The organism is Parasphingorhabdus sp. (assembly GCF_036568145.1).
Taxonomy (GTDB): Bacteria; Pseudomonadota; Alphaproteobacteria; order Sphingomonadales; family Sphingomonadaceae; genus Parasphingorhabdus.
The window spans coordinates 17,213-35,905 of sequence record NZ_DATCTC010000017.1 but is presented as its reverse complement, the minus strand read 5'-3'; the positions used below and the strand labels follow the sequence as shown (position 1 = coordinate 35,905).

Here is an 18,693-nt window from a genome sequence, read left to right as displayed (position 1 = left end):
TACGCAGTTCATCCTCGATAATGAAACATATTATAATAACGAACCGTTCTGGGGCGCCATGCGTGAGCTGGATCAGCTGAAACTCGCTCAGGATGCGGGTTTCCCCGCCGATACCATACGCTTCGATACCGCACCGATGGCCATTCGCGAATATATGGCCAAGGGTCAGGGCTATGATGGCAAATCGGCCGAAAATATAGCCAACCGCAAATTCAAGGCCGGTGAATATGCACCGGGTGGCGGCTGGGAAGTGCTTATTGGGCAGAAAGCGACTTCATGAAGAACAGTAACGTACCCGAAGCACTGACCGCCACAGGCCGCGTGCTGGAACAGAGCGAAAATGCCTTTTTCGGCGCAGATGTCTATCGAAGCCATGCAGTGCCGCGCGCAGTCGTACGCCCGCAAAACGTGGACGAATTACGTCAAGTCGTGATCGCAGCGGCCCAAGCAGGCCTTGCCATCCATACGCGCGGAGGCGGCGTATCTTATACCGACGCACATTTGCCGGTTAGCCCGGATAGCATAGTTATAGACACCGCAGCATTGAACCGTGTCATCAATATTGACGACACCGACATGACAGTCACTGTTGAACCTGGAATATCGTGGGAACAACTTGACAACGCACTTGCGCCATATGGGCTGAAAGTTCCTTTTATCGGCACGTTCAGTGGTATCGCCGCCAGCGTCGGGGGCACGATCAGCCAGAATGCCAATGGCCACGGCAGCAACGCAAACGGCATTTCCGCGGAGAGCGTGGTAGCGGTCGAAGTGATGAACATACGCGGCGAAATTATACGTACCGGCACGACTGGTAAAGGGGAAACACAGGGCCGCTTCCGCAATTACGGGCCAGACCTTGCCGGGATGTTCCTTGGTGATTCTGGAGCTCTAGGGATCAAAACAGCGGTAACGTTACGTTTACTATCCCGCCGTATCCATGCCGAAACGGCCAGCTTTTCTTTTTCCAATTTCCACTCGCTTCATGCTTGCATGTCACAGATAGCCAACATGAAACTGGAAGAAAAATCCTTCGGGCTCGACCTCAAACTTTCGCAGGGCCAGATTGCAAAGCAGGATACCGGCACGGCGATTTCAGTGGCGAAAGGCGTCTGGAAATCTTCCCCTAACACACTGTCCGCGATTGGTAGTCTTGTTCGCCTTGCCCGTGCCGGAAAGCGCGTGCTGGCCAGTGCGCCATATGCAGCCCATTATATCTGTGACGGTTTTACGCCGACAGAAGCGCGTGCAAAACTGGATACGATACGCAAGGTCGCACTCGGTCACGGGCGTGAAATCGCCAATTCGGTCCCCACCGTTGTGCGTGCCATGCCGTTCCAGCCGCTCCACAACATGCTGGGGCCACAAGGCGAACGTTGGGTGCCTCTCCACGGGCTACTTCCCCATTCGCAAGTATCTGACTTTTACACCGCATTCGAGAATTACGTCTCCTCCAAACAATCAGAAATGGAACGGTCCAAAGCCTATATCGGAGCGATGTTTTCCTCTATCGGCGCTGGGACTTTCCTGTTTGAACCTGCCCTCTACTGGCAAGATGAACTGGCAGAATATCATCTTCGCATGATGGAACCGTCCTATCTCGCCAGCCTGCCTCGCTATCCCTCCAATCCGGAAGGAGCGGCGCTGGTCGAAAAGATGCGGACCGATATCATCACAATAATGGCCGAACATGGCGCAGGTCATTTCCAGGTAGGCAAGCTCTATCCCTATACGGAAGATCGCGACCCGGGCGCAATGGCACTCCTCCGATCGATCAAAAGGGAAATGGATCCGCAGGGCTTACTCAATCCTGGCGCGCTGGGGCTAAAGTAAGATATTTGCGTTATGATAACGGGCCCGAGCCCTTCGGGTAAATCGGCACAGCGCCTGTAAAGATTTGCGTCTGGCGCTTTGTAGCAATTTTCATCCTTCAACCGATTTTTCTTGGATTACCCCCAGCGAAGGGCCTCCCCCCGTGAACATAGATTTTGTTCAATTGGCGAATAGAGCGAACCTCGAATGATGCATGATCACCATAGGAATGCATAATTGGCGGACTTGGAAAAGAGGTCGACGCCCGATCCGACAACCTGTCAGTTAATAGGACGCTCCTGACTATGATATATCGCCGATTTCTCGACCTCTCCGGAAGGCAGATACATTACAGGGAGTCGGAGAATTTAGTGAGCGGCGTTCCGCTCGTCATGTTGCATCTTTTACCTGGCTCTTCACTCCAACTGGTCAAGTTGATGCAGGATCTTAATCCACGCTATGTTCTCGCGCCCGACCTGGCAGGCGCTGGTGACAGCGATCCCTTGGACCTCGACCAGCCTTCTGTTGCCGATCTCGCAGCTGACGTGTTGGCTCTGATCGAGGCACGATGCGGTAACAAACCGGTAGACCTTTACGGCACCCACACGGGTGCTTGCGTAGCCATTGAGCTCGCTGCCAGCCACCCCGATTTGGTACGCAGCGTTATCATCGACGGCGTACCGATCTTTGATGCATCGACTGCCGCCAAATTTGCCGAAACATACGCACCTGTAATCAAGCCGGATCACGACGGGACGCATTTTCTTAAAGCGCACAGCTTTTGCAAGGATCTATCCCTGTTCTTTCCATGGTACGACAAGTCTGCGGCAGCCGCACGCTGCCGCGGATTATCTGATCCAGACACACTGTTCGCTTTTGTGATGGAAGTCCTGAAGGGGATTGACACAATCCCTGCCCTATATCGCGCAGCTTTTTCATATCCGACGGTGGAACGCTTGCGGGACGTTCTACAACCGACGCTATGCCTTGCTCCCGCAGGCGACACTTTGGCCCAACCGACGCGACAGGCGATTAACCTCCTCAGCTCCGGCCAGCTTGTCGAAATAGACGGTAATGAATCTGATCGATCCTCATCCTCAGCCGCCATCTCTGCCTTTCTTGAGAGCAATACAAAATGAGTACGGTTCTGACGATTAAGAAGGGGCTTTTTGCAATAACAGTCCACCAAACGAAAACAAATAACCGTGCATTTTCATAATTAACGACAAAAATAGGGAGTTCTAACATGACACTTTTTTCAACCCGGGCAATGCTACTTGCCACCACTCTTGCTGTTATGCCGCATATGGCCATGGCCCAGGAAGGGACAGATGAACCCGATTCCCGTTTTAATGAAATAGTTGTGAGTGCCCAGCGCACTGATCAGCGTCTTCAAGACGTTCCTATCAGCGTAACCGCGATAACTGCCGAAGAAATCGAAATGCGCCAAATTTCGTCCCCGGTTGATGTCGCAAGACTTTCACCCAACGTGAAATTCGACGGCGTATCCGGTGGCTCAGCAGGCCTGAAAGCCTATATCCGCGGGGGAGGCACAACGGACAGCGCCCTCATTGTTTCCGAATCCGAAGTCGCTCTCTACACCAACGACGTATATAATTCACGGCTACAGGCTGCACTGGTCGACTTTGCGGAAATTGAACGGATTGAAGTCTTGCGCGGCCCTCAAGGCGTACTCTATGGCCGCAATGCATCGGCTGGCGCGATCAACATCATCACCAAAACGCCCTCCGATACGTTGACTGGAACTGTTCAGGCCGGTTACGGCACATGGAACGAACGGCGATTGAAGGGCTATCTCTCCGTACCACTCGATGATGATTGGGCCTTTTCGGTGAATGGTATGGTTCGGGGCCGTGATGGCGGTAAATGGTATAATGAAACATTGGACAAAGATGTCGGCTCCGAAGATTTCCACGGCGGCCAGTTCGATCTTGCATATAAGGGAGATGCGGTGAATGGCCGACTCAACCTCTTCTACCTCGACCTGTCAACTGATGGTCTCTACGCTAGTAATACTACCACCAATTCGGATGGGGATATCGTTCCGGTTTCCGGTTCCTATCGCACCGTGCAGTCTCCCCTCATGTCTGCGACAGATGTAAAGCAGTGGGGTGCGTCATTGAATCTGGAGGCCAATTATCCAGGTGGTACTCTTACCTCGATCTCCGGCTATTCCGATTTGGCAGATTCTTGGTTCATTGACTTTTCCGGTGGTGTGCCGGACTCGTTCCTTGGATTGGACAACGGAGAAACATTGGCACTGTTCGAACGGGGGGCAGTGGCTGACCAATGGCAATTTAGTCAGGAACTGCAAGGTGCAGGCTCAATTGGAAGTGTCGATTATGTGGCAGGTGTATTCTTTTTCCACGAAACTGCATCTCAGACCATTGATTCCAACATCTTTTTCGCCCCGTCGCAAACCGTGTTCAACGCCACAACCGACGCCTGGGCCGCGTATGGCCAGTTGTCCTTCAACGTGACAGATAATCTTCAACTTGTCGCAGGAGGTCGCTACACTCTTGAAGACAAGTCGCTCGACGCCACCGTCGACGGGATACCGGCTGTCCGTAAAGACAGCTGGGAAAGGTTTACACCCAAGCTGGGCGCAAACTTGAAAATTACCCCGGATGTCTTACTCTATGCGTCCTATTCCGAAGGCTTCAAGGCAGGGGGATATAACGGCCTAGCCTCCAACGCTGAGCAGCTTGCCGCACCATTTCGTCCTCAGGTCACCAGCGCATATGAAGTCGGTATCAAGGGCGATATCGGACGCACTATTCGTTTCACGCTCGCCGGCTTCTGGAGCGACATCACGGACAGGCAACAGACGATCAACCTGAATGACGGCGGTTTTCTGATCGAAAACTATGATGTGGAGATCAAAGGCATTGAGGTGGAATTTGCTTGGCGCCCGATCGATGGTCTGCAAATCTGGGGCAATGGCGCTTTGAATGACGGGAAATATACCGGCACTGATTCCGCTGTCGCATCGTTGCTGAATAATGAACCGCCGTCCCTTCCGGATTATGAGGTTACAGTCGGCTTTGACTACGCGTTTGATCTGGGTGCAGGTAAGATGAAATTTGGCGGTGATTTCAATAGGCGCGATGACTATTACTCGACGCCAGACAATGTTGCTGTCGGAGCGATCACACCGCTCGAGTTCCTGAACGCCTATGTCGGTTATGACACAGGCCCTTGGAAGTTCCAGGTAGCAGGCAAAAATCTGCTTCAGGAAAAAGGCTGGCATACCGGCTTCGGCTTTTCAGTAATCAACCCGCGGTTAATTACCGATCCGCGTACATGGATGGCTACTGCACGCTATTCGTTCTGATTTTGGGTCCAAAGAATAAGGGGTCGGCTGTCCTTCCGGATAGCCGACCCTGTTTTAATTTGTGGCACTATATCAACGCTATCGCTGTTGCGAATAGCTGACTCATTGAATCGGAGGGCGGTAATCCTGGCTTTTGAGTGTCAGCATATATTCCGTGAGATTATCAATCTGCTTCGCATCAATCTCAAAGTCCATTTGCTCAGGATAATTGTGAGACTCGCGAAGCCAAGCCTTTAGAGTGTCGTAAGTCAGCCCCCGGGTATTGGCTATTGCTTCGAAAAGTGGTGCGTTTGGGTTAGGCGAAAATTGCCCTCCCGTTACGTTGTGGCAACTGGCGCAGCGTGCTTGGGCAAATGCCAACCCCTCGCCTGCTCCTTCTGAATCAGCGGGCAGTCTGGAACTTTCGGCTGTGCCATCGATATTCCCGACTGTCTGCTTGGCTGGCGCGGTAACGCACCCTGTCACGACAAGCGGAAGCAAGACCACTAGAAAGAATAGACGCATTGATGATCTCCGGCGAAGTAAAACATTGGGTCTTAAGCTGACACTCATATGATATATCGGGCCAGTTGGAGCAATACATGTCTTCACCCGCAACAGCCAGCGCCGTGTCATCGGAATAGATAGATACCCGCAATATCGGTTCAGGAATATGCAGCAGGCATGGAGATGCTCGCCCTTGCTGCCATCGCCAAAGTCATTTTCGCGTACCAGATACAGGGGGTGATCTCAACAGCCGGGAAATGGTGGACAGGATAGGATTCGAACCTATGTACGCTTACGCGGGCAGATTTACAGTCTGCTGCCTTTAACCACTCGGCCACCTGTCCATTGGTTGCCAGTCTATACCGTTTTCCGGTAAGAAGCGGCTCAATGACGAAAGCATCGCCAAGTGTCAATGCCTCCCCGGCCAAATTTGCTTATTTGCAACAAAAATGCTGTGGAAAAGACCGATAGAGCCGGTAAAAAACAGGTGTGCCATCGGCGTCAACGCGCTAAGGGGCGATTATGGCGCGTAAAAATAGATCTGTGAAGAAAACCGGCGGCGGTTTGAAATTCTGGGGCCGGCATGCGGTGGAAGCCGCGCTGGCCAATCCCAACCGGCACATAAAGAAAATATCCGGCACGCGCGAAGCGCTTGAAACACTGGACATTCCGGATGGGGTCGCGGTTGTCTATTGCGATGTTGCCGACCTTGGCCGGGCGATCCCGCGCGATGCCCCGCATCAGGGCATGGTGATCGATGTCGATCCACTGCCCGATATCTGGCTTGGCGACATACTCGACAATGCCGCCGAAAGGGGCCGGCCGATATTGGTGCTGGATCAGGTCACCGATCCGCATAATGTTGGCGCGATCTTGCGTTCTGCCGCTGCGTTTGATGCTGCCGCCATTGTCACGCAGGACCGCCATGCTCCGCCGGAATCCGGCACGCTGGCCAAATCGGCCTCTGGTGCCCTCGAAATCGTGCCCTGGGTGCGGGTCGTCAATCTGGCACGCGCGCTGGAAGATATTGCGAAGGCCGGTTATTGGCGGATCGGCATGGACGGAGAGGCAGAGGAAACGCTTGGCGCTGTCATGGGGCAAAGCAAATTGGCACTGGTCATGGGCGCAGAAGGCGAAGGACTGCGCCAGAATGTAGCCGCCCACTGCGATGCGTTGGCACGGCTGCCGATTGCGCCGCAAATGGAAAGCCTGAACGTATCAAATGCTGCTGCTATTGCACTTTACGCGGAGTATACCAGAAACGGGGGGGAATAATGAACCGGATATTCAAACTGGCTGCGGCCATAACAGCGCCTTTGCTGTTAACAGGATGTTTCCTGTTACCCGGAAAGTTCGATGCCCATCTGAACTTATTGGACGGCGACCGGTATGAGTTCAGCTATATCGGGCAAGTTCAAATGACGACCCCCGACGATGGCAAGCCTGCGAAACCCGCCGATGAACCCTTTGACCCCGCGCAGCTGAAATGCCGGGATGTCGTTGATAAAGAGAGCGGCCAGATTACCGATACGTCTATTATATACGGGGATGAATATGACCCTTACCCGAAAAAATCCCGGACCGACGATGATATAGATTATGACGTGGTTGAGCGTAGCTGTAGCAAAAAGGAAATTGCAGCAGAGCAACAGGAATATGAAGCCGCGAAGGCCCGTAAACAGGAAAATTATGAGCGGGAAAGAGGAATGGCCAGCGTGGTTTTCGGCGGTCCGGTACCCGGTGACGACGCCAGCATGCGCGCCTTTGCAGAGACGTTGAAAAAATATCAGGGCTGGAAAAAGGTTGAATATGTCGGCGGCAATATTTTTGACGTCGAATATAAAGAAACAGGCACTATCGGCAGCTATTTCAGCTTCCCGGTTCTGCCGGATGCCCAGATGCAATATCCGTTCTTCCAGCTCGTCCGGCGCGCCGATGGTGCCGTTGAGCTGTTCGCACCCGGCATTGGGGGCAAAAGCAGCTTCTTCAATATGATGATGCTTGAAGACAAGGGAGCGAAGGCCCCGGATCTTGCGGAAATTGACGGCACATTCACTCTCGAAACCAATGGCACCGTCGTCACCAATAACAGCGCGGACGGATTCACCGAAAAAGGCGACCGGAAAGTGATGAACTGGAAAATCGGAAAAAGCGCACCGGCCCAGCAAGACGCGCCGCGCGCTATGATCCGGTTCTGACGATCAGCCGAAACAAAAAAGGGGAGCATGAAAGCTCCCCTTTTATATTCAATGTGCGGAAGGGTTTAGTCTTCTTCGGCGATGGTAACTTTCAGCCCGTCAAGATCGTCGTTCAGTTCGATCTGGCAGCTAAGGCGTGAAAACTCGTTGCGGTGGTCGCTGCTGTCCAGAAGATCATTTTCATCTTCGCTCATTTCCGGCAGCCTGTCTTTCCAATCCGCAGCGACATGCACATGGCAGGTCGCGCAGGAACAGCATCCGCCGCATAGAGCCAGCAATTCGTCAAACCCATTGTCGCGAATCGCTTCCATGACATTCATTCCGCTGTCGACGGTAACGCTTTTTTCTTCACCGGAACGACCGGTAACATGAATTGTTGGCATCTTAACCCCTAAGCTGTTTTAATCTAAAATCCGGCACGCTATGTCTTCTGAAACAAAAATAATCAAGGCCGGATACGGCTTCTTACCCGAAGGGACATCGCTATGGGCCTGACAAAAGAGACGATCAAAGAAAGCCTTGATGCGATTCAAGTGATCGAGCCCCGCTTCGAAAAAGCGATTAGCGCCGTCGGCTATCCGGAGCCGCGGATCAACCCGGCCGGCTACCAGACTTTACTGCGAACCATTGTCGGACAACAGGTTAGCGTGGCTGCGGCGACCTCTGTGTGGAACAAGCTGGAGGCGCTTTTGGGTTCTGGCTGCCCGGCCGACAAACTTATAGCCACCGATTTCGACGAGCTTCGCGCCTGTGGCCTGTCGCGCCAGAAACAAGGCTATGCGCGTAGTCTGGCGGAATTGATATTATCGGGAGAGCTGGATCTTAACCACCTGCCAGAGGATGATGAAGAGGCAATCGCGCGACTCACCCAGGTGAAGGGCATTGGCCGCTGGTCAGCCGAAATATATCTGCTCTTTGCATTGGGCCGTCCCGATATCTGGCCCGCGGGGGATCTTGCTATCCAGGCAGGAGTGGCTTCGATCATGGAGCATGACACGCGGCCATCGGAAAAGCTTTTGCGGGAAATGGCACTGCCATGGTCACCGCATCGCGGGTCTGTCGCGATTTTCATCTGGCATCTTTATAACACAACTGTGATGTAAAATAGTGAACCTGAGCTACCAAAGGAGCGGAGCGGATTATTTCTTTAACCTTGGATTCAGCGACAAGACCTCTTCCATGAATGATCGCGGTTTTTTCCAGAAACCGGTATCGCGGTTGAAGCGGTAGCCCAACAGCGCGATCACCTCGCTGACAAAATGCACGCAATTGCGCTTGTTCAAGCTATAGCTTTTCTGCGGTATATTGCGCCATTTATTGACGAGCTCCAGAATCTGCCGATATTTGCTGTCTTCCACAGTGACCGTGAAATGCCGATTACTGTTGGCAATATATTTTGGCTTGGGCGTCGCCACCTCTCCCTTGACCGAGCCCCATAATATGCCGGGAGAGATATTCACTGCTGTGAAACCAAAGCTGGTATCGACAGTCTCGCCACTTTCCAGCTTGCCTTTCATCACGAAAAAAGCGTGAGGAAAATTCTCGCCAAATTCATGGGAATAGAATGACACCGAAACTTGCGCCTGTGCTGGCACAGCCGCCAGAAACAGGGGTAACAGAGCTACAACAATATACAGACGTAACTTCACAAAAAACTGTCTTGGCACTTATCTCTCTTCCCCGTCCCTGATTCTCTGATCCAGCCAGCGTGCAGCCCTTAAAGGCGAAAGCTTGTCCGCGTTCCGGTCCACCTTATAATTCGCCTCTCTCATATTTTCCACAGTGATTGCGCCCAGCAGAGGCTTGATGGCGTTTATAAACCTGTCGTCACCGGCCCGGCCCGGCGCAACCAGGATCATCGCGTCATAAGGCGGCACTGCTCCCTTTGGATCTTCCAGCACGACAAGCCCGTTGGCGGCAATCCGTCCGTCCGAGGAAAAAGCGGAAATGACATCGACTTCCCCGCTTGATAATGCAGGGTACATGAAGGTCGGATTAAACGATCGCACTTCCCTGAAGCGGATTGGATAGGCGGCTTTGACCATTGCCCATTCCGGTCTTTCGCGAAATTCAAGGTCCGTCCCCAAGACGAAAGCGGATGACACGTGGGCAAGGTCGTCCAGCGTTCTGAGCCGTTTGTTCGCTGCATCTTCCGCCCGCACGGCGAAAGCATAACTATTTTCAAATCCAAGCGCTCCGGGAATCGTGACGCCGTGTGTTTCCTTCCCCCATTTGCGGATTTCACGGACCATCTCTTCGGCGGGAAGCGGATCACGGCGCTTCATCTGGTTGGTCCAGATCGTACCGGAATAATCGACATAGATATCAATATCATCCGCCGCCACGGCCTGAAACACGACCGCCGATCCCAGGCCGTCCTGATATTCCACCTCGTAACCCGCCTCTTTCAGCCGCAAGCCGATTAGGCGCGCCAGAATATATTGTTCGGAAAAACCTTTTGCTCCGATTGTTACGACATTCTCTCGAGCCATCAGTCCCGGTAACAGCGCTATGGCAAGGCCGATTGCCAGAAGCGCCGCCGCGCCCCATGCAATATATCGCCGTCGCTCGCGGATTGAGCGCTCGATAAGGCCAAGCAACAAATCAACGATGATCGCCAGTCCCGCCGACATCAGACAGCCGGTCAGCACCAAGGCCCAGTTCTGTGTTTGCAGCCCCGCAAAAATAAGATCGCCCAGGCTGGGCTGCCCGACGGTTGTGGACAAAGTCGCCGCTCCGATGGTCCAGACCGCTGCAATCCGGATACCGGCCATGATGGTCGGCGCGGCAATCGGAGCTTCGACAAGGCGGAGCTTTTGTGCAGCGGTCATGCCAAGCCCGTCCGCCGCCTGTTTCACTGACGCAGATACGCCGGTCAGGCCGGTCACGGCATTACGCAGGATCGGCAGCAGGGCATATAGGGTCAGCGCCAGCAGGGCGGGCAAAAATCCCAGCGCGGATATACCTGCACCCAACCGCTCACCCAATAATGCCGACAGGCCGAGCAAAGCCGGATAGAATAATGCCAGCAATGCCAGCGCCGGGATCGTCTGGACAAGGCTTGCAAAGCCCAGAATGATGGTCGCCACTCTCGGTTTACGCGCCGCCCATATCGCAAGCGGTAGACACAAAAGCATGGCAAGCAGCAAGGCCGAAAAGCTGAGCTGGACATGCGCGGCCAGCAATTCGGGAACACGGGAAAAGGCTTGTTTCCATGCCCCCGTCATTCCATTCGTTCCATCATAAGGTTTTTTCCAGCGCAATAAGATGCTCCGCCTGCGCCCGCGGAACCGCGACCAAGGCTTCGGCTTCCTTGCCCGCTTTGCCGGAAAGCATCTCGGCCGGTGTGGCATCAGCCTTTATCTCACCGCCTTCCATCACCACTATGCGATCCGCAAGATAAAGCGCTTCGGCCATATCGTGGGTAACGATAATAGTCGTCAGTCCCAGTTTCTGGTGCAGCGTTTTATATCCGCCCACCAAACTGTCTCGCGTCACCGGGTCCAGCGCGCCAAAGGGTTCATCCATCAGCATCAATCCAGGCCGCGTAGCCAGCGCCCGTGCTACGCCTACCCGCTGTTGCTGACCGCCACTTAACTGATTCGGCATCCTGCTTGCCATTTCCTGAGGCAGCTCAACCTGTTCAAGCAACTCTTCCACCCGCTGCTGGCGCCCCTCCACGGCTCCCGTCAGTTCCAGACCAATGGAAATATTGCGGGCAATGGTCATATGCGGGAACAGCCCTACATTCTGGAACACATATCCGATTCGGCGGCGAAGGATATGCGGATCGCCCGTTTTGACATTTTCATTGTCGATCAGTACCTCTCCAGCACTTGGTTCCACCAGCTGGTTGATCATTTTTAGCAAGGTTGACTTGCCAGAACCCGACAATCCAACCAAAGCGACCAGACTGCCGGCTGCAATGTCCAGCGTGACCCCCTCCACCGCTTTAACCGCGCCGTAATAGCGGCTAAGATTGCGTAAACTGAGAGCAGGTCCCGAAGCAGATGATTGACCATTCATCACAGGCATTATTGACCAGCAATGCCCCATATGTCCAATCGCACTTGACCTGATGAGGAAAAACCGCTCGAACAAACATTAATGTCAATAAGGCAGTATTTGAAATCGGTGGGGAAGCAGATGGCATATCAGAACGGACAGAAATCCATATTCATCACAGGCGGCGCATCGGGGCTAGGTAGGGAAGTCGCCTCCTATTTTGCCGGGCAGGGCTGGTTTGTCGGGCTGGCGGATATTAACGATTCCGGTCTACAGGAAACGGCGGCGATGTTACCCGACGGGATGAGCTCTACCCATTATCTGGATGTCACGGACCGCAAGCAATGGGCCCGTGTTGTCACGGAATTCGGGGCCATTACCGGTGGCCAGATGACTGTGCTGTTTAACAATGCCGGCATCGGCAATGGCGGCGCGATACAAGAAATGACGGATGAAGATATTGACTTGATGATCGCAATCAATTTGACCGGTGTTATCAACGGGACGCGCGCCTGTTTTGAATTGTTGAAAGCTACACCGGATAGCTGCGTGCTTTATACTTCATCGGCGGCCGGTATATACGGCGTCGCTGATCTCAGCATTTATAGCGCGACCAAATTTGCCGTGCGCGGTCTGGCTGAATCGCATGATATAGAGTTTCGCAAATATGGCATAAAATCCCGCTCTCTTATGCCCGGTTTCATTGACACGAATATCATTTCCGGTGTTGCCGAGGGAACAAACCAGAGCGGTAAGGAAATGCTAGAATCCGCTGGTGTTCTGGTCAGCCCGGTGTCCATTATCGGGCCAGCGGCGTGGCAAGCCGTTCACGGGGATAAGGTCCACACGCCGGTGAATAAAATGGCGAAACAACTGACATTTGCCGCGCGCTGGCTACCGGGCAGATTGCGTAAACAAGCGGTCGCATTGGCTTCCGGTCTTGGCGACGTTCTGGCCGGTTCGGACCAGCCACCAAAAAAGTAACGGTAGAACGGTTAGGAACAGCTTTCGATAATATGGGCCAGATCTATATCGCGCTTTGACAATCCGCCATTTTCGCCCGCATCGTGGGTGGTAAGCGTGATATCGACATTGTTATATACATTGAACCATTCGGGATGGTGGTCCGCTTTTTCGGCGTGAAGCGCCACACGGGTCATGAAAGCAAAGGCTTCGGTGAAATCGGCAAATTTGAATTTGCGGCTGATCGCATCGCGCGCCCCGTCATATTTCCAGTCTTGAAGCGCAGTCAGTGCAGCTTCGCGCTCTTTATCATTCAGCTTTGCGACCATTATTCGATACTCCTGCCTTGGCTTTATCGTCGTTTCGTGGCTTAAGTCTCCTCCATGAACCAAGGGGCGTCAACCAAAATGCGGGAACAGGGATTGCGGAAACAGGGGGGACACAATTTACGCGCCGAGAAGTTGTCTTGTATGCGCGGCGACAAATTGCTGTTTCGGGATTTGAATCTTGCCTTGATGCCGGGGCAGGCAGGACTGCTTACCGGTCCCAATGGTGTCGGCAAATCCAGCCTGCTGCGCTTGATTGCCGGATTGCTGGATCCTTTTTCCGGTTCCATTAATGTTCCCGCCTCTATTGCATTATGTGATGATCGGATGGCACTGGACGAAAACATGCCGTTGGCATCTGCCTTGCACTTCTGGGCTAGAATGGACGGCAAAAACAGCGGTGATGTTGCAAATGCCATTTCTGCGATGGGCATGGAGCATCTGGCTGAAGTGCCGATACGATATTTTTCCACCGGACAACGCCAGCGCGCGCGGCTCGCACGGACGTTTCTGACGGCAGCCGATTTGTGGTTACTCGATGAGCCTGCCAACGGTCTGGACAGCGCTTCGGTAGAACAGTTGGGCAAAGCATTGCAAACGCATCTGGACGGCGGAGGAATGATATTGGCTGCCAGTCATATTGGGCTGCCGATTGATTTTGATGTGACATTACAATTGGCGGCGCTGGAACGAATGGAGACGCAATCGTGATTGGCGTATTTGGGACGCTGGTCTGGCGCGATGTGCGGCAAAGCTATGCCAGTGGCGGGACCTGGTTGCCGGTGATTTTTTATTTATCGGCGGCGACCTTGTTCCCCTTTGCGGTGGGGCCGGACCGGGATTTGCTGTTGCAGACCGGCGGCGGGATATTGTGGATAGCGGCCTTGCTGGCGACGCTTTTGCCGCTCGACCGGCTGGTGCAGCCGGACCTTGATAACGGAATTTACGACCAGCTGCTGGTCCGCGGTATTACGGACGAGTGGATTGCCTTTGCCCGGCTGATTTCGCACTGGCTGGCCTTTGGCCCCCCGCTTCTGTTTGCGGCACTGCTGGCCAGCGGCCTGATGGGACTGGAAGGGCCGCCGCTTGGCATTTTGCTGGCCAGCCTTGCTATCGCGACACCGGCGCTGGCGGGCTTGGCCGTGATGATCGCGGCGCTGACAGCCGGCTTAAAGGGCGCAAGTGCACTGGGCGGATTGCTGCTGGTGCCGCTCGCCATCCCGCTGCTGATTTTCGGGGCGGGCAGCCTGTCGGACCGAACCGGCAGCGCATTATTATTCCTGAGCGCCGTATCGTTGCTTCTGGTTGCAATTACGCCCTTTGCGGCGGGTGCGGCGTTAAAAGCGGTGCGGGAGTAAACCCCGTGAGTAAGCCGCCGCCTTTATCTAGATTCCGCCCTCTGTAACCTCGTAACCGGCCTCTTCCAGACCGGCTTTCAGTCCCGCTGTGCAGGCGGCCAGCGCATCGGCTTCTGTCGAACGCACGACAAAATTCGCGCCGACCTTGCCATTGCGGAAGAAAGGATAGCTGCCGATCTGGCACCCTTCATGGGCATTTTCTGAAGCAATCAATATATCGGCAATCTCGCTTTCCGGTGCCCATGCGCCCACCGTGGCAGACAATAAAGGCGCGCCGCCTTCCAATGTCCCGGTCAGCCCGTCGAGCATCCCTGCGGTGATATGCGGCACTCCCGCCATCAGATAGAGATTTTCCAAATGAATCCCCGGCGCGCCGGACATGCGGTTTTCGATCAGATCAGCGCCTTCGGGGACTCGCGCCATGCGCAGGCGGCCTTCGTTGAGCCCGCCTTTGTCGGCATAATATTTTTCCAGTATCGCACGCGCCGCCGGATGAATGACGACATCAAGCCCCAACGCCTTGGCAATCGCGTCAACCGTAATATCATCATGAGTCGGGCCGATGCCGCCGGTGGTAAACAGATAATCGTTGCGCGCGCGCAAAATATTTACCGCTTCGGCAATCGCATCCATATCGTCGGCAATCACCCGCACTTCAGCCAGCCTGATCCCCTGCACATTCAACCATTTGGAAATCTGGGGAATATTTTTGTCCGCCGTTCGCCCGGAGAGGATTTCATCACCAATCACGATCAGCGCGGCAGTATAAATGCGGGATTTGCTCATATCATCCGGATATAGACCAGTTGGGCAAATCATCAACGGCATTTTGTGGTTAGATCAGGTGCGGGGGCAACAGCGTCTCTCTCAAACCCTATCTTGTCCCATCTTCCGGTTTTCCCCGGCTTTGATCCGCGAAACAGATAATTTACCTGATTACCCCTCGTCAAACCGGGTTAATGTCCATATATACGGGGCATGACTGATTATCTGACTGTTGACGAAGACAAACCGCAAAGCCGTACCGGCGCAATCAAACTTCACGGACCGAAAGCGTTCGAAGGTATGCGTAAGGCCGGACGACTGGCCGCCGAGATTCTTGACGCTCTGGTGCCGCATGTCGTGCCGGGCGTAACGACTGGCGAGCTTGACGATATTGTGCGCGAACATACGCTTCGTGGAGGCGGCGTTCCCGCAACGCTCGGTTATCGCGGGTTCACGCATAGCTGCTGCATCTCTATCAACCATGTTGTGTGTCACGGGATTCCCGGTGACAAGAAGCTGAAAGAAGGCGACATTGCCAATATTGACGTGACCGTCATCGTCGATGGCTGGCACGGCGACACGAGCCGCATGTTCCTGATCGGCAAGGCTCCTGTAAAGGCGGCCAGGCTGGTGCAGAATACCTATGAATGCCTGATGCTCGGCATCGAACAGGCCAAGCCCGGCAACCATCTGGGCGATATATCCCACGCCATCCAGACCCATGCAGAGGCCCAGCGTTATAGCGTCGTGCGCGATTTTTGCGGGCATGGTGTAGGACAGTTGTTCCACGATGCGCCGGAAGTTGTCCACGCCGGACGCCCCGGCACAGGTCCGGAGCTTCGCCCCGGCATGTTCTTTACCATCGAGCCGATGATCAATATCGGGAAATATGCGGTCAAGATGCTGGACGACGGCTGGACCGCTGTCACCCGTGATCGCTCGTTATCGGCACAGTTTGAACATAGTATCGGTATCACCGAAACCGGATGCGAGATTTTTACCAAAAGCCCGGCCGGTCTGGACTGCCCGCCTTATTTTTAAACGCGGATATGCCTTTTCGTTCAAAAGAGTATAGTCACAACACTCAACAGCCTTGACCGGGCGGCTTAAATTTAGCTAGTCAGTTAAAAAGCCGGGCCCGCGTAGGCTTGGTCGTCTGGGGAGAAGTGACGATGCGTCGTTTGGGACTATTTTTTGCGACATGCCTGCTCGCAGCCTGTCAGAATCAAAAGGCGGATCAGGATAGCCCCGCTGTCGAACAGGATGTTGCATGGAGCAACATCGGCTTTGACGCCAAGGAACAGCGCCACAGTCCGCTTGACCAGATAAACGAAAGCAATGTCAGTGAACTGGGCATTGCCTGGTTCAGGGATTTACCCGATGCCCGCGGGCAAGAGGCCACTCCCGTTGTGGTTGACGGCAAATTATTCATCACAACCGCTTGGTCCAAGGTGTTCGCCTATGATGCGAAAACCGGCGAAGAGCTTTGGTCCTATGATCCGGAAGTTGACGGTTCCAAAGCAATTGATGCTTGCTGCGATGTTGTGAACCGCGGGTTGGCCTTTTCACGCGGACGGTTATTTTTCGGCACGATTGATGGCCGCCTGATCGCGCTTGATGCCAATACGGGCGCGCGTTTATGGGCAAGCCAGACCACCGATAACAGCAAACCCTATACGATCACCGGCGCACCGCGGGTGGTTAAAAATATGGTCGTCATCGGCAATGGCGGCGCGGAATTTGGCGTTCGCGGCTATGTTTCCGCTTATAGTATCGCCGACGGGTCGCTGAAATGGCGTTTCTACACTGTCCCCAATCCCGAAGGGGAGCCTGACGGTGCGGCCAGCGACGAGATTTTCGCAAAAGCGGCAAACAAGACATGGGGCGATGGGACATGGAAAGAATCCGGCGGCGGCGGAACCGTGTGGGACAGCATCGTCTATGACGAAGAACTCGACCAGCTTTATTTCGGGGTCGGTAACGGCAATCCGTGGAATCACGGCCTGCGCTCTGGCGGAGAGGGCGACAACCTGTTCCTGTCTTCCATCGTTGCGGTCAATCCCGACAACGGAAAATATCTCTGGCATTATCAGGAAACTCCCGCTGAAACCTGGGATTATACCGCCACCCAATCCATCATCATTGCAGAGATTGACTGGCCGGTCAGCAGCACCAGCGATACTGAAGGTGAAGAAGGTGAAGAAGGCGAGAGCGAAAAAACCGCGCTCACAAAAAGGCGCAAAGTGCTTTTCCATGCACCTAAAAACGGCTTTTTCTTTGTTATCGACCGGACCAATGGCCGCTTGCTGAGCGCGGAACCATTTGTCGAAAATATCAACTGGGCAGAAGGCTATGATCTGAAAACCGGCCGCCCGATAGAGAATCCTGCCGCGCGATTCTATAAAACCGGGGAGCCGTTTATCGCCATACCGGGCGCATTGGGCGCGCATAACTGGCACCCGATGAGCTATAATCCGGGAACAGGGCTGGTCTATATTCCCGCGCAGCAAGTGCCGCAGGGTTATGAAGTCCCCACATCGGATATTGATAAGAGCCGTGGGCGGCAGGGCTTTAACGTCGGTGTCGGCTGGAACATTGCCCAGCTTCCCGATGACAAGGAAGTTTATAAAGCGGCCATCGCGTCAACCACGGGCCAGCTTGTCGCCTTTGACCCCAAAGCGGGCAAGGTCGCATGGACTGTCGATTATCCCGCCGCGTGGAATGGCGGCACCATGACAACCGCCGGCAATCTTGTGTTTCAGGGTACCAGCCTTGGCCTCTTCAAAGCCTATGCTGCCGATAGCGGGGAAGAGCTTTTGAGCATGGACGTGCAGTCCGGTATTGTCGCCGCCCCTTCCACCTATATGATCGACGGGGAGCAATATATCGCCTTCCTGACCAGCAAGGGCGGCGCATTTCCGCTAACCGCCGGAGTTGCGGGCGGCGAGTCTCGCCAGATCCCGAATATCCCGCGCCTGATCGTGATGAAATTGGGCGGCAAGACCAGCCTGCCTCCGCTGCCGCAACAAAACGAGATTGTCTGGGATCCGCCAGAACCAACCGGAACGCCGCAGCAGGTGGCTCAGGGCAAGGCGCTTTTTGGCCGGTACTGCCTAGTCTGCCATGGCGACAGCGCGGTCGGCAACGGCTTTACGCCGGACCTGCGTATATCGGCCACCCTGGCCAATGCAGAGGCATGGGCATCCATCTTAACCGACGGTGCGTTGAAACATAATGGCATGGTCAGCTTTGAAGAGCAGTTGAATCCCGGTCAGGTAGAGGCGCTGCGCCATTATGTCATCGAACGGTCCCACTGGACCAAGGCCAATGTCGCCGACCTCACCGCGCCCGTTGCGCGGGAATGACATTTTTTAAGCGGGATTAACCGGCTTACCCGAAAGCAAAAATCTGCCTTATTTTTAGGC

18 protein-coding genes, 1 tRNA gene and 1 pseudogene are annotated in these 18,693 nt (G+C 54.3%); 12 read left to right on the top strand and 8 right to left on the bottom strand.

The window, feature by feature from the left end; all coding sequences use genetic code 11:
- From VIN76_RS06055 to VIN76_RS06040, 4 genes and pseudogenes are all read left to right on the top strand, one after another.
- Positions 1-280: pseudogene (locus VIN76_RS06055) on the top strand (class I SAM-dependent methyltransferase); the annotation flags it as partial.
- Positions 277-1,833, top strand: a complete 1,557-nt coding sequence (locus VIN76_RS06050; RefSeq protein ID WP_332040934.1) for an FAD-binding oxidoreductase — start codon at positions 277-279, stop codon at positions 1,831-1,833. The pseudogene VIN76_RS06055 and the gene VIN76_RS06050, both read left to right, overlap by 4 nt.
- A gap of 350 nt (positions 1,834-2,183) precedes the next feature.
- On the top strand, positions 2,184-2,951 hold the full coding sequence (locus tag VIN76_RS06045; RefSeq protein WP_332040933.1) for an alpha/beta hydrolase: 768 nt from the start codon (positions 2,184-2,186) through the stop codon (positions 2,949-2,951).
- Positions 2,952-3,058: 107 nt separating this feature from the next.
- The gene (locus VIN76_RS06040) at positions 3,059-5,167 is read left to right on the top strand and encodes a TonB-dependent receptor (protein ID WP_332040932.1); all 2,109 of its coding nucleotides are present in this window, start codon (positions 3,059-3,061) and stop codon (positions 5,165-5,167) included.
- A gap of 102 nt (positions 5,168-5,269) precedes the next feature.
- Here VIN76_RS06040 and VIN76_RS06035 read toward each other — a convergent pair whose 3' ends face one another.
- Together VIN76_RS06035 and VIN76_RS06030 are read right to left on the bottom strand one after the other, a co-directional pair.
- The gene (locus VIN76_RS06035) at positions 5,270-5,671 is read right to left on the bottom strand and encodes a c-type cytochrome (RefSeq protein ID WP_332040931.1); all 402 of its coding nucleotides are present in this window, start codon (positions 5,669-5,671) and stop codon (positions 5,270-5,272) included.
- A 240-nt stretch (positions 5,672-5,911) separates the two neighbouring features.
- A tRNA-Tyr gene (locus tag VIN76_RS06030) sits at positions 5,912-5,997 on the bottom strand.
- 178 nt (positions 5,998-6,175) lie between these two features.
- Here VIN76_RS06030 and rlmB point away from each other — a divergent pair.
- Positions 6,176-6,928 (top strand): 23S rRNA (guanosine(2251)-2'-O)-methyltransferase RlmB, encoded by a 753-nt coding sequence (gene rlmB, locus VIN76_RS06025; protein ID WP_332040930.1) that lies wholly within the window; start codon positions 6,176-6,178, stop codon positions 6,926-6,928.
- Complete coding sequence (locus VIN76_RS06020; RefSeq protein ID WP_332040929.1) at positions 6,928-7,851, top strand: hypothetical protein; 924 nt, start codon at positions 6,928-6,930, stop codon at positions 7,849-7,851. The genes rlmB and VIN76_RS06020 overlap by 1 nt, the downstream gene beginning before the upstream one ends.
- A gap of 65 nt (positions 7,852-7,916) precedes the next feature.
- Here VIN76_RS06020 and VIN76_RS06015 read toward each other — a convergent pair whose 3' ends face one another.
- Positions 7,917-8,234 carry a 2Fe-2S iron-sulfur cluster-binding protein gene (locus tag VIN76_RS06015; protein ID WP_332040928.1) on the bottom strand — a complete coding sequence of 106 codons (318 nt, stop codon included), beginning with the start codon at positions 8,232-8,234 and terminating at the stop codon, positions 7,917-7,919.
- A 102-nt stretch (positions 8,235-8,336) separates the two neighbouring features.
- Here VIN76_RS06015 and VIN76_RS06010 point away from each other — a divergent pair, with 102 nt between their 5' ends.
- A complete protein-coding gene (locus VIN76_RS06010) occupies positions 8,337-8,954 on the top strand; it encodes a DNA-3-methyladenine glycosylase 2 family protein (RefSeq protein ID WP_332040927.1) in 618 nt (205 codons plus the stop codon).
- Between the two features lie 36 nt (positions 8,955-8,990).
- Here the strand turns inward: VIN76_RS06010 and VIN76_RS06005 are convergent, their stop codons facing one another.
- The 3 genes from VIN76_RS06005 to VIN76_RS05995 are packed head-to-tail and all read right to left on the bottom strand — an operon-like array spanning position 8,991 to position 11,877.
- Positions 8,991-9,500, bottom strand: coding sequence for a hypothetical protein (locus VIN76_RS06005; RefSeq protein ID WP_332040926.1), 510 nt, complete (start codon positions 9,498-9,500; stop codon positions 8,991-8,993).
- An 18-nt stretch (positions 9,501-9,518) separates the two neighbouring features.
- Entirely contained in the window at positions 9,519-11,078 is a 1,560-nt protein-coding gene (locus VIN76_RS06000; protein WP_332040925.1) for an ABC transporter permease/substrate-binding protein, read from the bottom strand.
- Between the two features lie 13 nt (positions 11,079-11,091).
- A complete protein-coding gene (locus tag VIN76_RS05995) occupies positions 11,092-11,877 on the bottom strand; it encodes an ABC transporter ATP-binding protein (RefSeq protein WP_332040924.1) in 786 nt (261 codons plus the stop codon).
- Positions 11,878-11,997: 120 nt separating this feature from the next.
- On the opposite strand from VIN76_RS05995, the gene VIN76_RS05990 reads away from it, so the two are divergent.
- Positions 11,998-12,840, top strand: coding sequence for an SDR family oxidoreductase (locus VIN76_RS05990; protein WP_332040923.1), 843 nt, complete (start codon positions 11,998-12,000; stop codon positions 12,838-12,840).
- Positions 12,841-12,851: 11 nt separating this feature from the next.
- Here the strand turns inward: VIN76_RS05990 and VIN76_RS05985 are convergent, their stop codons facing one another.
- Positions 12,852-13,175 carry a 4a-hydroxytetrahydrobiopterin dehydratase gene (locus VIN76_RS05985; protein WP_332040936.1) on the bottom strand — a complete coding sequence of 108 codons (324 nt, stop codon included), beginning with the start codon at positions 13,173-13,175 and terminating at the stop codon, positions 12,852-12,854.
- A 27-nt stretch (positions 13,176-13,202) separates the two neighbouring features.
- On the opposite strand from VIN76_RS05985, the gene ccmA reads away from it, so the two are divergent.
- A complete protein-coding gene (gene ccmA, locus VIN76_RS05980) occupies positions 13,203-13,856 on the top strand; it encodes a heme ABC exporter ATP-binding protein CcmA (protein ID WP_414696292.1) in 654 nt (217 codons plus the stop codon).
- Entirely contained in the window at positions 13,856-14,503 is a 648-nt protein-coding gene (locus tag VIN76_RS05975; RefSeq protein ID WP_332040935.1) for a heme exporter protein CcmB, read from the top strand. The genes ccmA and VIN76_RS05975 overlap by 1 nt, the downstream gene beginning before the upstream one ends.
- A gap of 27 nt (positions 14,504-14,530) precedes the next feature.
- On the opposite strand, the gene VIN76_RS05970 is transcribed toward VIN76_RS05975, so the two are convergent.
- Entirely contained in the window at positions 14,531-15,289 is a 759-nt protein-coding gene (locus VIN76_RS05970) for a competence/damage-inducible protein A (RefSeq protein WP_332040921.1), read from the bottom strand.
- 192 nt (positions 15,290-15,481) lie between these two features.
- Between VIN76_RS05970 and map the strand changes: the two genes are divergently transcribed.
- Together map and VIN76_RS05960 are read left to right on the top strand one after the other, a co-directional pair.
- Positions 15,482-16,309, top strand: coding sequence for a type I methionyl aminopeptidase (map, locus tag VIN76_RS05965; RefSeq protein ID WP_332040920.1), 828 nt, complete (start codon positions 15,482-15,484; stop codon positions 16,307-16,309).
- A gap of 131 nt (positions 16,310-16,440) precedes the next feature.
- Positions 16,441-18,633 (top strand): PQQ-dependent dehydrogenase, methanol/ethanol family, encoded by a 2,193-nt coding sequence (locus VIN76_RS05960; protein ID WP_332040919.1) that lies wholly within the window; start codon positions 16,441-16,443, stop codon positions 18,631-18,633.
- Positions 18,634-18,693 lie beyond the last annotated feature (60 nt).